The sequence below is a fragment of the Nocardioides luti genome (assembly GCF_014212315.1).
In the GTDB taxonomy this organism is placed as follows: domain Bacteria; phylum Actinomycetota; class Actinomycetes; order Propionibacteriales; family Nocardioidaceae; genus Nocardioides; species Nocardioides luti.
In genome coordinates, this window is sequence record NZ_JACKXE010000001.1 from 1,096,269 (window position 1) to 1,109,999 (window position 13,731).

Below are 13,731 nucleotides of genomic sequence, written 5' to 3' on the forward strand. Positions count from 1 at the left end.
GTGGTTGCCGTGGGTGCCGGGGCTACTCCTCCTTGCGGCTGCCTTCACAGTTGCCATGGGTGCCACTTGCCCGCTTGGGTCACCGTTCGAAACTTCGTCCGAATATTTTACTTTCAGGATCGCTTTCCGGCTCGATCTGACCCCTGGACTGTCGGTGGTCCCTGATTGACTTTCCCCATGAAGACGTTCACCGACGACGGCCCGCGCCACGCGATCTCGCGTGCCGTGCGCGATGTCGGCGAACGCATCAGCGAGGTCGCTGAGACCCCCGTCTGGTCCATGACACCGGACGAGGCCGGTGCCACACTCGTCGACATCACCCGACAGATCGCCCGGTTGACGGAGCTCGAGGCCCGCGTCGCGTTGCACGCTGCCTCCGTCGAGGTCGGCTCCTCCGTCGGGGCCACGTCGACCCAGGCGTGGTGGGCGACCCAGACCGCCCAGACCCACCGCAGCACGGCGGCGAAGATCCACCTGGCCCAGGCCCTGGGCCGCTGGCACGTCGTCCGCCAGGCCTTGTCCTCCGGGGCGATCCTGACCGAGCAGGCCCAGGTCATCGTGCGGGCCCTGGACGACCTGCCCGATGACGTCGACCCCGAGACCCGGGTGCTCGCGGAGAAGCACCTCGTCGACCTCGCCGCCGACCACGACGCAGTCGACCTGCGCCGACTCGGCCGCGGACTTCTCGACGTCATCGACCCCGCCGCGGGTGAGGAAGAAGAACGTCGCCGCCTCGAGGAAGAGGAGCGCAAGGCCCGCCAGAAGATGCGCCTCACCATGTCCGATGACGGGCACGGGTCCTGCCACGGCCGCTTCACCATCCCCGCCGCCCAAGGCGCCATGCTGAAGAAGATCCTCCAGGGCATCGCCGCCCCCAAGCACCAGACCGCCGTCCACGGCGCCGGCGCCACCATCGAGCGGAAGCCCAGCCCCGAACGGCTGGGTGCGGCGCTCTGCGAGCTCATCGAGCGTTACCCCACCGATCGGCTCCCCAACGCCGGCGGAGTGAACGCGACGGTGGTGATCACGATGCCGTTGGAGACGCTCCTCGGTGCCGAAAGAGCCGCGACGCTGGACACCGGCGACAAGATCACCGCCTCCCAGGCCCGCCGCCTCGCCTGCGAGGCCGGCATCATCCCCGCCGTGCTCGGCGGCAAGTCCCAGGTCCTCGACCTCGGCCGCACCCGCCGCTACTTCTCCAAGGCCCAGCACCTCGCGCTCGGCATCCAGCAAGGCGGTTGCACCGCCGACGGGTGCGACTGGCCACCGAGCATGTGCCACGCCCACCACGACCAGCTCTGGTCCGAGGGCGGCAACACCGACCTCAAGGACGGCCGCCTGCTCTGCCCGAAGCACCACGCCCGAGCCCACGACCCCACGTTTACCATGACCAAGCTCCCCGGCGGGAAGGTCGCCTTCACCCGGCGGACCTAGGCCGACCCCTCTGGGTGCGTGGGATCAAGATTTCCGGACCCAGTTCTTGATCTGACGCACAACCACGCGCCGCCACGCCGGCAACCCCTCGGCGTAGCCTGTGCCCGTGCGGGAACTCGTCGTGCTCCGACAGCCGCCGACTTCGTTCGGCGGGATCCGCTTCCTGCGCCGACCATGACGCGGGTGGTGTTCATGTGCGGGCCGTCGGGCTCGGGCAAGTCGACGTACGCCCGCCGACTCGAGGCCGCGGGGATGGTCCGACTGTCCTTCGACGCCGAGCTGTGGCAACGCGGCGTCACCGAGGTGCCACCCCCGGCCGAGGTCCGTGGCGAGATCGAGGCGGCGCTGCGGAAGCGGCTGCTGGCGCTGGTGGGGGCCGGACGGGACGTGGTGCTGGACTTCTCGTTCTGGTCGCGCGCGATGCGCGACGACTACCGGGGCCTGCTGGCGCCCTGGGGGGTCGTCCCGGAGACGGTCTACCTCGCCACCGACCGGGAGACCGTGCTCGCGCGGGTGCGCGACCGGCGCGGCAGCCATCCGGACGACTTCGTGCTCAGCGACGAACTCGCCGCGTCGTACGTCGACCACTTCGAGCCGCCCACCCAGGACGAGGGCCCGCTCACCGTCGTCACGCCTTCGTGACGACCGGTCACGCCGGGCGGCCACGGGACCGCTAGGGGCGGTAGTCCTCGCGTCGCTGGGGAGGGTCGACCGGGCGGATCGACGACGCCGGTTCGCCCGAGGCGCACCGGACCCCAGCCCGACCCGCGGGCGCCCGGCTCAGACGTCGATGGTCAGCCGCACGGTCACGTGGTCGCCGATCTCGACGCCCTCGGGCTTCCGCAGCGCATCCTTGAGCGGGACGACGTAGCCGCCGTCCTTGGGCCACAGCGACGTCATGGCCTCGGTGCGGCCGAGCCGGACGCTCACCGGGATCATCCCCCAGCCGTAGCTGACGGCCGTGGCGGTCGCCCGGATCAGCTCCACGTCGTCCTCGGGAACGCTGACGAAGTGGTACGGCGCCGGGCCGCGCCACGACCAGACCTCACCGTCGAACTCGAGCTCCATGCGGGTGAGGATAGGCGCCCGCGGGGCTAGCCTCGACCGGGTGAGCAGCTTCGGGAGCCAGCACCGGCACGTGATGCCGGACGGTGTCGTCGTGGAGCGGCTGCCGCTGGGGTACGCCGCGGGGCGCTGGTGGGCCACGTTCGTCTACGCCCCGCCCGCCGGGCGCACGTTCGAGGCTGCCGAGTCGCGGCGGATCGGCTACACCGCCTGGGTGCACGAGCCGGACGGGCTGCTGGACTGCGTGTCGGGCGCCGGCGGCGGCAACGACGACCAGTTCGAGCACACCTGGGAGCTCGTCGACAAGGGGGCGACCCGGGTCTCGGTCGGCTACGGGACCGGCGAGGCCGACGAGGTCGGGAGCGAGCAGCTGGTGCTCGAGCCGGGCGACCGGGACCCGGCCTTCGCGGTCCGGCTCCCCGACGGCTCCCTCGTCGAGCGGCTGCCCCTGGGGCACGCCCGGGGCAGCTGGCGGCTGCGGTGGGTCCGCAGCGACGTGCCCGCGGCCGAGGTCGCCCGGGCCTACGACCAGGACGAGGACGACGACGGTTCGATGATCCGTCCCGGCGACCGCTTCGTCCGCCTGCGCTACGTCGACGCTCCGCGGTGGATGGGTGCGGGCGGTGCCGTCGGAGGAGCCGTCCAGCCGTTCTTCACCTCGGTGCCGGACTCGGTCACGCACGTGGAGGTGGACTACCTCCTCGACGACGAGCTGGTCGCCACTGAGGTGGTGCCCCTTCCCCCGTCGCCCTGAAGCGAGCGGGTCAGCGGATCAGCGGGAGGCGAGCACCCGCACCGGCATCGTGTAGCGGGTGGGGACCTGGGCGGTCGAGCGCAGGTGGATGTTCTGCAGCAGCCCGATGGCGAGCATGCCGGCGAACATGGAGCTGCCGCCGTACGACACGAACGGGAGCGGGACGCCGGTGACCGGCATGATCCCCAGGCACATGCCGACGTTCTGGAAGGCCTGGAAGCCGAACCAGCACGCGATGCCCGCGGCCGCGACGCGGCCGAACACGTCCTCGCTGTGGGCCGCGATCGACAGCGCGCGCCAGATGACCAGGCAGAGCAGCCCGATCAGGACGCCGGCCCCGACGAGCCCGAGCTCCTCGCCGGCGACGGTGAAGATGAAGTCCGTGTGCTGCTCGGGGACGAAGCCGGCCCGGGTCTGCGAGCCGTGGAAGAGGCCCTGGCCGAAGAGCCCGCCGTTGCCGACGGCGATCCGGGCCTGCTCGACGTTGTAGCCGGCACCGCGCGGGTCGAGGTCGGGGTTGGTGAAGGCCATGAAGCGGTCCACCTGGTACTGCTTGAGGAAGCCCGCGGCCACGGCGGCGGCCGCCGCGGTGACCCCGCCACCGGACAGCAGGAGCAGCCAGCGCCGCGGGGCCCCCGAGACGGCGAGCACGCCGAACACGGTGGCCGAGAGGACCAGCATCGTGCCGAGGTCGGGCTGCAGCATGATCAGCGTCGCCGGGACGCCGGCGATGACGAGCATCCCGACCACCTCCGCGGTGCCGACCTGGCTGCGCCAGCGGCCCTCGGCCCGCTCGGCGAGCAGCAGCGCCATCCCGATCACCACGGCGAGCTTGGCGAACTCCGAGGGCTGGATCGACATGCTGCCGAGCTCCAGCCACGAGCGGGAGCCGTTGATCGTGCTGCCCATGGTGAGCACCAGGACCAGCCCGCCGATCGAGGCGAGGTAGACCAGCGGGGCCATGATCCGCACCCACCGGTGGTCGGTCGCCATCACGATCACCAGCAGCACCAGGCCGATGGCGACGTTGACCAGCTGCTTCTTGACGTACGCCGTGGAGTCGCCCGCCGTGAGGTCCTGGCGGTGCGAGGTGGCCGACCACACCAGCAGCGTCCCGACGACCACGAGCGCCAGGACGGCCAGCATCAGCACCCAGTCGAGGCCGGGCGCCCGCAGCGCCGGCCGGGCCTGCGGAGAGCGCGCCTGTGCCGGACGGGCCGCCATGGATCGGGTCTGCATCGACCGGGTCTGGGCCATCGTCAGTCCTTCCGCGCGGGCGGCAGGATCGAGCCGTCCTTCATGAACGTGGGCAGCCCCGCGGGCGGGGTGGTGCCGGGGATGGCGGAGCGGGCCGGGTTCACCGACATGCCCGTGATGCCGTAGAGCGACTCCCAGATCTTGCGGACCGCCGGGCCGGAGGTGCCGGAGCCGGTGCCGGCCTGGCTGACCATCATCACGACGACGTAGTTCTCGTCGTACGTCGCGACCCAGGACGTGGACTGCTTGCCGTAGACCTCGGCCGAGCCGGTCTTGCCACGGATGTGCACCTTGTCCAGCGGGAAGTCGATGAACTTCCAGGCCAGGGTGCCGACCTTGGGGGTGCCCTGCAGGGCGGTGTCGACGTACTTCAGGCTCGCCGCCGACGCGTCGACCTTGCCCTCGGGCTGCGGTGCGAACTGGTGCACGACCGTGCCGTCGGCGTCGACGATCGCCTTGGCGATGCGCGGGGCGTAGAGCGTGCCGCCGTTCGAGAGGGCGGCGTACGCGCGAGCCAGCTGGAGCGGGGTGACGATGGTGTCGCCCTGGCCGATCGCGTAGTTGACGGCGTCGCCGGCGCGGTAGTAGCTGCCCTCGAGGCAGAACTCGTGGGCGAAGAGCTTGAGGAACGCGTTGGGCGCGGTGCCCTTCTCGTCCATCGTGCAGTAGTAGCCCTTCATGGACTTCCAGTACGACAGCTTCCAGTGCCGGTCCGCGATCCGGCCGCTGGCCTCGCCGGGGAGGTCGACGCCGGTCTCGCTGCCGAAGCCGAACTTCTTGGCCTCCTCGACCAGCGGGTCGCGGGCGTCGACGTTCGCCGGGTCCGAGCCGTACTTCTGCCAGTAGTGCAGGCCGACGCGGTAGAAGAACGTGTCGCAGGACAGCTCGAGGGCACGGGCGAAGTCGATGTAGCCGTACGCCTCGGACTCGTAGTTCTTGAAGACGCGGTTCCCGACCTGGAGGTTCGACGAGCAGTCGAGCTTGGTGTCCTGGCGGTAGCCGTTGTTGAGCGCGCCCACCGTCATGATCGGCTTCCACGTCGAGCCGGGCGCGAACTGGCCCTGGGTCGCGCGGCCGAGCAGCGGCGTGCCGGCCTTCTCGGAGTAGAGCCGGGCGAGCTGCTTCTTGGTGATGCCGCCGACCCAGACCGAGGGGTCGTACGTCGGCTGGCTGGCCATCGACACGATGCGACCGGTCTTGGCCTCCATCACCACGACCGCGCCGGAGTCGGCCCGGTAGTTGCGGTGGGTGACCTTGTCGTAGGTCTGGCGGGCGAGCTTGATCGTGGAGGCCAGCTGGTGCTCGACGACCCCCTGGACCCGGGCGTCGATGGAGGTGACGAGGGTGTCGCCGGGCTTGCCCTCGATCTCGCTGTCGTCGCCGAGCACGCGGCCCATCGAGTCGACGGCCACGCGCTTGTAGCCGGGCATCCCGCGCAGCCACTTGTCGTACTGCTTCTCGACGCCGGCACGCCCGACGGACGAGGCACCGTTGAGGGAGGTGTCGTCGTCGGCGCGGGCGGTGTCGTACTCGTCGGCGGTGATCGGGCTCAGGTAGCCCAGCACGTGGGCGAGGTTCACGCCGAACGGCTGGGGGTAGGCGCGGACGCTCTGCTGCTCGGCGAGCACGGCCGGGTAGTCCTCGGGCTGCTCGAGGATCCGGAGCGCGGTGGCCTGGCGCACGTCCGTGGAGACCGGAACGGGCTGGTAGGGCGAGCCGTTCCAGCAGACGCCGACGACGCTGCCCTCCTCGCCGCAGGTGACCAGGCGCCGGGCGATCCGCGCGGGGCTCTGGTCGACCAGTGCCGAGACCCGGCCGATCAGCACCTTGCGCTGGTGGGCGCCCATCTTGTCGAGCATGGTGCGGTCGACCGAGACGACCCACGAGGTGCGGTTGGCGACCAGCGGGCGGCCCATGTCGTCGACGATCAGGCCGCGCTGGGGCTGCACGACGATCTCGCGCACGGACTGCGAGGCGGCCTGGGCGTGGTACTCGTCGCCGCTGACGACCTGGAGGTAGTAGAGCCGGGCGAAGAGCGTCGCGAACAGCGAGAAGACGAGCGCCTGGATCACGATCAGCCGCAGCCGGCTCTTGCGCGAGCCCGTCACGGCACCGCCCGAGCCGCGGCCGGGGCTCGAGGTCGAGGCCATCAGGCGGCCCGGGCCGGCTCGAGCCGGTGGAACATCGCCATCACGAGGGGCAGCACGAACGGCGTCAGCAGGATGTCCCAGAGCACCGCCACCAGGATCACCTGGAGCAGGTCGGGGATCGCGAGCGCGGGGTCGCGCAGGAGCAGCCCGCTGATCGCGAAGACGGAGGTGCCGATGAACGACGAGGCGGCGACGGTGGCCACCACGGCCGACGCGGTTGGCTTGGCCTCCTGGCTGACCCGCCCGGCGACGTACCCGACGACGACGAGCGCCAGCGCCCAGCGGCCGGCGACGTGGTCGGCCGGCGGGGCCAGGTCGAGCGCGACGCCGGCGACGAAGCCCAGGACCGCGGCGGACTGCGCACCGCGGGTCAGGGCAGCACCCACGACGACCAGCAGGCAGAGGTTGGGGACGATGCCCTGCCAGGCGAGGTGCGGGAAGACCGACACCTGCAGGACCAGGGCGACGCCGATCGCCACGACGGCGACGAGGCTGCGGAGCGCGGTCACTGGAGGCTCCCGTCGGCCTCGATGACGGCCCGGTCGCTGGAGGTGCCCGAGGGCACCACCACCCCGACCAGGTCGAGCGAGGCGAAGTCGACGTACGGGTCGATGACGGCGCGCTGCGAGGTCTCGCGCAGCGAGCTGTAGACGCTGGTGACCTTGCCGACCGGGATGCCGGAGACGTACGGCGCGCCCGAGTCGCTGCCCCAGGTGACGACGGTGTCGTCCTTGGCGGGCACCACGGCGTCGTCGATCAGCTCCAGGTCCAGTCGGCCGTCCTTGCCGAGCACCCCGCGGCCGTGCAGGAAGCCGACCTCCATGCTCTCCCCGACGCGGCCGCCCACGACGGACTCGCCGTCGACGATCAGCAGCACGGTGGCCGTGGTGTTCGTGACGCGCAGGATCCGGCCGACCAGGCCGTCGTTGTTGATGACGGTCATGTCGGGGCTGAGCCCGGCACGCGAGCCCGCGTCGATCGTGACCGTGCGCGAGAAGGACTGGGTGGAGCCGAGGCCGACCACGCGGGCCGGGACCAGGGCGTAGCCGAGGTCGTCGGCGGCCGCGGTGAGGCCCTCGAACTCCGCGAGCCGGTTGCGGTCGTAGTCGGTGGTCGCGGCCTCCGACTTGAGGCGGGAGTTCTCGGCCTGGAGCGTGGCGAGGTCGTGGTTGAGCGAGCTGCGGGACTTGAACCAATGCGGGACCGCGGTGAACGGGCGGATCGCGGTGGTGGTGCCGGTCTCGATCGGGCCGAACACCTCGCCGGCGACGCGGCGCGCCGGCTCCATGGGCGAGTCGGCACCCCCGTGGTAGTCGAGGGTGATCAAGGTCAGGCAGGCCAGCACGAGGGCGGCCATCAGCGCCCGGGACGGCCGGCCGCGCTCCTCGAAGCGCTCGGAGCCGCGCCACCGCTTCTCGCGGTCCACCATCAGAACCGCCGGGGCTCGGAGACGAGCACCTGCTGGAGGGCCTCGAACTCCTCGACGCACTTGCCGGCACCCAGCGCGACCGAGGTCAGCGGGTCCTCGGCGACGTGCACGGGCATGCCGGTCTCGTGGCGCAGCCGCTCGTCCAGGCCGCGGAGCAGGGCGCCGCCGCCGGTGAGCACGATGCCGCGGTCCATGATGTCGCCGGCCAGCTCGGGCGGGGTCTGGTCGAGGGTGGCGCGGACCGCGTCGACGATCGCGTGCAGCGGCTCCTCGAGGGCCTGGCGGACCTCGGCGCTGGAGACGACGACCGTGCGGGGCAGGCCGGAGACCATGTCGCGGCCGCGGATCTCGGCCTCGGGCTCGTCGGGCAGCGGGAAGGCGGAGCCGAGGGTCATCTTGACCTCCTCGGCGGTGCGCTCCCCGAGCATGAGGGAGTACTCCTTCTTCATCCAGGCCACGATCGCCTGGTCGAGGTCGTCGCCGGCCGTGCGGATGGACAGGCTGGTGACGATGCCACCGAGCGAGATGACCGCGACCTCGGTGGTGCCGCCGCCGACGTCCACGACCATGTTGCCGGTGGCCTGGTGCACGGGGAGCCCGGCGCCGATCGCGGCGGCCATCGGCTCCTCCACGATGTAGACCCGGCGGGCGCCGGCCTGGTAGCCGGCCTCCTTAACCGCCCGCTGCTCGACGGCGGTGATGCCGCTCGGCACGCAGATGACCATGCGGGGCTTGGCGAAGTAGCGGCGACGGTGCACCTGCTGGATGAAGAAGCGCAGCATCTGCTCGGTCGCCTCGAAGTCGGCGATGACGCCGTCCTTCAGGGGACGGATCGCGGTGATGTTGTCGGGGGTGCGCCCGATCATCCGCTTCGCCTCGTGACCGACCGCGAGGATCTCGCCGGTGGTGGAGTTCAGGGCGACGACGCTCGGCTCGTCGAGGAGCACGCCCTTGCCCCGGACGTAGACGAGCGTGTTGGCGGTGCCGAGGTCCACGGCCATGTCACGACCGATGAAGCTGTTCGCCATGTGCTGTCCCTGTCGAGGTGATGCTGGTGGGGAGGATGTGACACAAGGCTAGGGAGCGCAGGCGGGAGTCCCCGGCAGGACACGCGGGCCCGCCGGGCGATGTTGGGGGTCAGGTGTGCAGATGCGCCGACTCGGCGTCCCCACGTCTGCAGATGCGCCGACTCGGTGGCTCTGGGATCTGCAGATGCGCCGACTCGGTGGTTCAGGCGAGGTGGGGGAACCAGATCGCGGTCTCGCGGGCGGCGGACTCCTCGGAGTCGGAGCCGTGGACGAGGTTCTCGCGGTTCGACAGCGACAGGTCGCCGCGGATCGTGCCCGGCGCGGCCTTGCGGCCGTCGGTGGAGCCGTTCAGCGCCCGGACGACCTCGATCGCCTCGTCGCCCTCGAGCACCAGCGCCACGAGCGGGCCGCTGGTGACGAAGTCGCGCAGCGGCGGGTAGAAGTCGCGCTCGACGTGCTCGGCGTAGTGCTGGTCGGCGACCGAGGCGTCGATGGTGCGGTGCTCCATCGCGACGATCGTGAGGCCCTTGGCCTCGAAGCGGGACAGCACCTCCCCCACGAGCCCGCGGCGGACCGTGTCGGGCTTGAGGAGGACGAGGGTGCGCTGGGTCGACGGCTGGCTCATGCGCCGCACCCTACCGAGCAGCGAGCACGTCCGCGCGACGGCGTACGTCGTCCGGGACCGCCCCGGTCGCGTCGACGTCCGCGACCGGCTCGCCGGCGACCAGCCGGAGCGGCACGTGACCGCCCCACACCCCGGCCGCGACGTCCTCCGGCTCGTCGACCGGGCCGCCGCCGCGCACCTTGAGGGAGGCCTCGTGCAGCGGCACCGCGAGCACCGCCGTGGCCGCCAGCTCCTTGCGGGTGTCCGGCCGCAGGGTGGCCGAGCGGCCCGGGACCATGTGGTCGACGATCAGCCGCAGCGCGTGCTGCTTCTCCGCCGGGTCCTCGACCAGGCGGGCGGGCCCGATCACGACCGCCGAGCGGTAGTTCATGGAGTGGTGGAAGGCCGAGCGGCCGGCGACTAGGCCGTCGAGCTGGGTGACGGTGACGCAGACCGTCGCGTCGGTCGCACCGCGCAGCCACCCCGCGGCGACCGAGCCGTGGACGTAGAGCGTGCCGTCCTCGTCCGGCCCGTCCGGGTCCGCCGCGAACGCGGCCGGCAGCACGACCGGGTGCTCGCCGAGCGTGACGCCGACGTGGGCGACCAGCGCGTCGTCGAGCAGCGCGTGCAGCTCGGCGCGGTCCACGACCATGCGGTTGCGGCCGCGGGTGACGGTGGTGCGGGCAGTGGGCGAGAGCGGTGGCAGCGAGGTGGTCACGCGTCTATCCTCGGACCGGAGTGGCCCGGCGTCACGGGCCACTTGGCGCTCAGATGAGCAGGCCACTCGATCGGAGAGCACCGTGCCCACCACTCCCCTGCCGCTGCACGTCGACCGCACGCTGCCCGAGCCGCTCGGCGTCCAGCTGTCCGGCCAGGTCCGGTCGCTCGTGCTGGAGGGCGTGCTCGCGCGCGGCGACCGGCTGCCCAGCACCCGGGCGCTCGCCGCGGACCTCGGCGTCTCGCGGGCGGTCGCCGAGCAGGCCTACGAGCAGCTGCTCGCCGAGGGGTGGCTCGAGACCCGCCACGGGGCGGGGACGTACGTCGCCTCCGCGGGCCCGGGCGCCGCCGCCCCGGCCACCGGGCGCCGCCCCGTCCGGGCCGCCCGGCGCACCGCTCCCGCTCCTCCGCCGCTCGTCCGGCTCGACACCGGCACTCCGTGGATCGACCCGCGGCACGCCGCCGGGTGGCGCCGGGCCTGGCGCGAGGTGTCCGCGGCCCGGCCGCCCCGCGGGTACGACGACCCGCGCGGGATCCCCGAGCTGCGCGTCGCGCTGGCCGACCACCTGGCCCGGACCCGCGGCCTGGTGGTCGACCCGGACGAGGTCGTCGTCACCCACGGCACCACCGACGGGCTGCGCAACGTCCTCACCGTGCTGCGCCCGGGCGCCGTCGCGATGGAGGACCCGGGCTACCGCGCCGCGGTCGCCACCGTCCGGGCCGCCGGCCGCGAGGTCCGCGACCTGCCCGCGGTCGCGCCGGTCACGACGCTGGACGGCTGCGCGGCGGCGTACGTCACCCCGGCCCACCAGCACCCCCTCGGCCGGGTGATGCCGGCCGCGGACCGGCTCACGCTGCTCGACGCGGCGCGGACGGCCGACGCGCTGGTCCTGGAGGACGACTACGACTCCGAGTTCCGCTACGACGTCGCGCCGGTGCCGGCGCTGGCGACCCTGGACCGCGCCCGGGTGGCCTACCTCGGCACCGCGTCGAAGTCGGTGGCGCCGAGCCTGCGGCTGGGCTGGCTGGTCGCGCCGCCGACGCTCCTCGAGCCGCTCCACCGGCACCGCACGGCGACCCACGACGCGGCGCCGTGGCCGAGCCAGCGGGCGTTCCTGGCGCTGCTCCGGGACGGGTACGTCGACCGGGTGGTCCGCTCCGCGCGCCGGGTGTACGCCGAGCGCGCGCCGCGGGTGGCGGCCGCGCTGTCGCCGCACGCGACGCTGGCGGGCCCCCTGGCGGGGATGTACTCCACCTGGCTGCTCCCCCAGGCCGACGCCGTCCGGGCGCGCGACGCCGCCCGGGCGGCCGGGTTCGAGGTGAACCTGCTCGCCGACCACTGCCGCTCGGCGGCGCTCACCGGGCTGGTCGTCGGCTTCGGCGGGGTCACCGACGCCGAGCTCGACGCGGCGCTCGCCGTGGTGGCCCGGGCGCTGGGCGGCCGGGCGGGCTAGGAGGACTGCTGGGCGTGGTAGGCGGCGTACGCCGCGGCCCGCTCCCGCTCGATCTTGCGGCCCAGGAAGTAGGCCGTGCCCCAGAGCAGCGCGAAGACCGCCCCGAGGAAGAACATCAGCGGCACCAGCAGGCCGAGGCCGATCGCGGCGACCTGGACGACCCAGCCGACGGCGTAGGCGCCCTCGCTGCGGAGCATCCCGGCGAGCAGCAGGCACACGACCGTGAGGCCCAGCCCGACGGCGAGCGCGGTGCCGGTGTCGACGTCGGAGACCGAGATCATCACCGGCGTCGAGAGCCCGAGGGTGATGCCCTCCAGGCACAGCACGGCGGCGCACATGCCGCGCCGCGGCGAGCGCCCGGAGGCGGGCGCCGGGGCGGGCGTCGGCGTGGGGGTGGTCGGCTCGCTCATCGGCGGTCCCGGGGGCGGGTGAGGAGGGTGCGGGCCTCCCCGACGGTCACGACCGAGCCGGTGACGAGCACGGCGCCGGCCCCGAGCGGTTCGCCGAACGCCTCCCCCGCCTCGGCCAGCGCCATCGCCTGGTCGACCGCGTCGGAGAGCCGCGGGGCGACGCTGACGCGGTCCTCGCCGAAGATCTCGGTCGCGGTGATCGCGAGCGCCTGCGCGGACAGGGCCCGGGGCGCGGAGTTCTGGGTGCACACGACGTGAGCGAGGCCGGGCTCGAGCGCGGCGAGCAGGCCCTCGGTGTCCTTGTCGGCCATCACGCCGATCACGCCGATCAGCGGCGAGAAGGCGAAGGAGTCCTCGAGCGCGGCCGCGACGGCCTGGGCTCCGTGCGGGTTGTGCGCGGCGTCGAGGACGACGGTCGGCCCCCGGCGTACGACCTCGAGCCGGCCGGGTGAGGTCACGGTCGCGAACGCGGCGCGGACCAGCTCGTCGTCGAGCGCGCGGCTCTCGTCGTCGCCGGCGAGGAACGCCTCGACCGCGGCGAGGGCCACGGCGGCGTTCTGCGCCTGGTGGGCGCCGTAGAGCGGGAGGAAGACCTCGTCGTAGCGGGCGCGCAGGCCCTGGAAGGTCACGACCTGGCCACCGACGGCCGGCACCCGGGAGACGACCCCGAACTCCATGCCCTCGCGGACGATCGTCGCGCCGACCTCGACCGCGCGGCGCAGCAGCACCTCGGCCACCTCGGGCCGCTGCTGGGCGAGCACCGCGACGCTGCCGGGCTTGATGATCCCGGCCTTCTCGGCGGCGATGTCGACGGGCGTGTCACCGAGGTACTGCGCGTGGTCGACCGCGATCGGCAGCACCACGGCCACGGTCGCGTCGGCGACGTTGGTGGCGTCCCACGAGCCGCCCATCCCGACCTCGACCACGGCCGCGTCGACCGGGGCGTCGGCGAAGGCGGCGTACGCCATCCCGACCACGGTCTCGAAGAACGACAGCGGGTGCTCCTGGCTCGCGTCGACGAGGTGGGTGTACGGCGCCACGTCGTTGAACGCGCGCACGAACTCCTCGTCGGTCAGCGGCTCGCCGTCGACGGAGATCCGCTCGGTCATCCGCTCGACGTGCGGGCTGGTGAACCGGCCGGTGCGCAGGTCGAGCGCCCGGAGCAGGGTGTCGATCATCCGCGACGTCGACGTCTTGCCGTTCGTCCCGGTCAGGTGGATGACGGGGTAGGACGCCTGCGGGTCGCCGAGCAGCTCGGCGAACGCGCGGATCCGGTCCAGGGACGGCTCGAGGCGGGTCTCCGGCCAGCGGGACAGCAGGGCGTCCTCGACCTCGGCGAAGGTCTCGGCGAGGCGGGGCGCGTCGGGGGTCTGGGTCATCGTGCCCCAAGTCTAGGGACCGCCCGCAGCCACGGCTCGGGGGACCGGAC

At 72.9% G+C, this 13,731-nt stretch carries 14 protein-coding genes; 4 read left to right on the forward strand and 10 right to left on the reverse strand.

Annotation, left to right across the window (positions count from 1 at the left end; translation table 11 throughout):
* Positions 1-177: 177 nt before the first annotated feature.
* Positions 178-1,434, forward strand: a complete 1,257-nt coding sequence (locus tag H5V45_RS05185; RefSeq protein ID WP_185251955.1) for an HNH endonuclease signature motif containing protein — start codon at positions 178-180, stop codon at positions 1,432-1,434.
* 174 nt (positions 1,435-1,608) lie between these two features.
* The gene (locus tag H5V45_RS05190) at positions 1,609-2,076 is read left to right on the forward strand and encodes a P-loop nucleotide/nucleoside kinase family protein (RefSeq protein ID WP_221633914.1); all 468 of its coding nucleotides are present in this window, start codon (positions 1,609-1,611) and stop codon (positions 2,074-2,076) included.
* 138 nt (positions 2,077-2,214) lie between these two features.
* Here the strand turns inward: H5V45_RS05190 and H5V45_RS05195 are convergent, their stop codons facing one another.
* Positions 2,215-2,502, reverse strand: coding sequence for a DUF1905 domain-containing protein (locus tag H5V45_RS05195; RefSeq protein ID WP_185251956.1), 288 nt, complete (start codon positions 2,500-2,502; stop codon positions 2,215-2,217).
* 40 nt (positions 2,503-2,542) lie between these two features.
* Between H5V45_RS05195 and H5V45_RS05200 the strand changes: the two genes are divergently transcribed.
* Positions 2,543-3,253, forward strand: a complete 711-nt coding sequence (locus tag H5V45_RS05200) for a hypothetical protein (RefSeq protein WP_185251957.1) — start codon at positions 2,543-2,545, stop codon at positions 3,251-3,253.
* A gap of 18 nt (positions 3,254-3,271) precedes the next feature.
* Here the strand turns inward: H5V45_RS05200 and rodA are convergent, their stop codons facing one another.
* From rodA to H5V45_RS05235, 7 genes are all read right to left on the reverse strand, one after another.
* On the reverse strand, positions 3,272-4,510 hold the full coding sequence (rodA, locus tag H5V45_RS05205) for a rod shape-determining protein RodA (protein ID WP_246415862.1): 1,239 nt from the start codon (positions 4,508-4,510) through the stop codon (positions 3,272-3,274).
* A gap of 2 nt (positions 4,511-4,512) precedes the next feature.
* Positions 4,513-6,660, reverse strand: a complete 2,148-nt coding sequence (gene mrdA, locus H5V45_RS05210; protein ID WP_185251958.1) for a penicillin-binding protein 2 — start codon at positions 6,658-6,660, stop codon at positions 4,513-4,515.
* Entirely contained in the window at positions 6,660-7,169 is a 510-nt protein-coding gene (gene mreD, locus H5V45_RS05215) for a rod shape-determining protein MreD (protein ID WP_185251959.1), read from the reverse strand. The genes mrdA and mreD overlap by 1 nt, the downstream gene beginning before the upstream one ends.
* Positions 7,166-8,089 carry a rod shape-determining protein MreC gene (mreC, locus tag H5V45_RS05220; RefSeq protein WP_185251960.1) on the reverse strand — a complete coding sequence of 308 codons (924 nt, stop codon included), beginning with the start codon at positions 8,087-8,089 and terminating at the stop codon, positions 7,166-7,168. Before mreC ends, mreD begins: the two co-directional genes overlap by 4 nt.
* Positions 8,089-9,117, reverse strand: a complete 1,029-nt coding sequence (locus H5V45_RS05225) for a rod shape-determining protein (protein WP_185251961.1) — start codon at positions 9,115-9,117, stop codon at positions 8,089-8,091. Before H5V45_RS05225 ends, mreC begins: the two co-directional genes overlap by 1 nt.
* Before the next feature lie 202 nt (positions 9,118-9,319).
* Positions 9,320-9,742 carry a nucleoside-diphosphate kinase gene (gene ndk / locus H5V45_RS05230; protein WP_185251962.1) on the reverse strand — a complete coding sequence of 141 codons (423 nt, stop codon included), beginning with the start codon at positions 9,740-9,742 and terminating at the stop codon, positions 9,320-9,322.
* 10 nt (positions 9,743-9,752) lie between these two features.
* Complete coding sequence (locus H5V45_RS05235; protein ID WP_343061428.1) at positions 9,753-10,439, reverse strand: pyridoxamine 5'-phosphate oxidase family protein; 687 nt, start codon at positions 10,437-10,439, stop codon at positions 9,753-9,755.
* An 82-nt stretch (positions 10,440-10,521) separates the two neighbouring features.
* On the opposite strand from H5V45_RS05235, the gene pdxR reads away from it, so the two are divergent.
* The gene (gene pdxR / locus H5V45_RS05240) at positions 10,522-11,892 is read left to right on the forward strand and encodes a MocR-like pyridoxine biosynthesis transcription factor PdxR (RefSeq protein ID WP_185251963.1); all 1,371 of its coding nucleotides are present in this window, start codon (positions 10,522-10,524) and stop codon (positions 11,890-11,892) included.
* Here pdxR and H5V45_RS05245 read toward each other — a convergent pair.
* A complete protein-coding gene (locus H5V45_RS05245) occupies positions 11,889-12,302 on the reverse strand; it encodes a DUF4233 domain-containing protein (RefSeq protein WP_246415864.1) in 414 nt (137 codons plus the stop codon). The genes pdxR and H5V45_RS05245 overlap by 4 nt on opposite strands.
* A complete protein-coding gene (gene folC, locus H5V45_RS05250) occupies positions 12,299-13,681 on the reverse strand; it encodes a bifunctional tetrahydrofolate synthase/dihydrofolate synthase (RefSeq protein WP_185251964.1) in 1,383 nt (460 codons plus the stop codon). Before folC ends, H5V45_RS05245 begins: the two co-directional genes overlap by 4 nt.
* Between the last annotated feature and the right edge of the window lie 50 nt (positions 13,682-13,731).

What these genes read in the sequence shown, in the direction of transcription:
- H5V45_RS05185 (WP_185251955.1), top strand. Translation starts at nt 178, where the DNA reads ATGAAGACGTTCACCGACGACGGCCCGCGCCACGCGATCTCGCGTGCC.
- H5V45_RS05225 (WP_185251961.1), bottom strand. Translation starts at nt 9,117, where the DNA reads ATGGCGAACAGCTTCATCGGTCGTGACATGGCCGTGGACCTCGGCACC.
- mrdA (WP_185251958.1), bottom strand. Translation starts at nt 6,660, where the DNA reads ATGGCCTCGACCTCGAGCCCCGGCCGCGGCTCGGGCGGTGCCGTGACG.
- rodA (WP_246415862.1), bottom strand. Translation starts at nt 4,510, where the DNA reads ATGGCCCAGACCCGGTCGATGCAGACCCGATCCATGGCGGCCCGTCCG.
- folC (WP_185251964.1), bottom strand. Translation starts at nt 13,681, where the DNA reads ATGACCCAGACCCCCGACGCGCCCCGCCTCGCCGAGACCTTCGCCGAG.
- H5V45_RS05190 (WP_221633914.1), top strand. Translation starts at nt 1,609, where the DNA reads ATGACGCGGGTGGTGTTCATGTGCGGGCCGTCGGGCTCGGGCAAGTCG.
- ndk (WP_185251962.1), bottom strand. Translation starts at nt 9,742, where the DNA reads ATGAGCCAGCCGTCGACCCAGCGCACCCTCGTCCTCCTCAAGCCCGAC.
- mreC (WP_185251960.1), bottom strand. Translation starts at nt 8,089, where the DNA reads ATGGTGGACCGCGAGAAGCGGTGGCGCGGCTCCGAGCGCTTCGAGGAG.
- H5V45_RS05195 (WP_185251956.1), bottom strand. Translation starts at nt 2,502, where the DNA reads ATGGAGCTCGAGTTCGACGGTGAGGTCTGGTCGTGGCGCGGCCCGGCG.
- H5V45_RS05245 (WP_246415864.1), bottom strand. Translation starts at nt 12,302, where the DNA reads ATGAGCGAGCCGACCACCCCCACGCCGACGCCCGCCCCGGCGCCCGCC.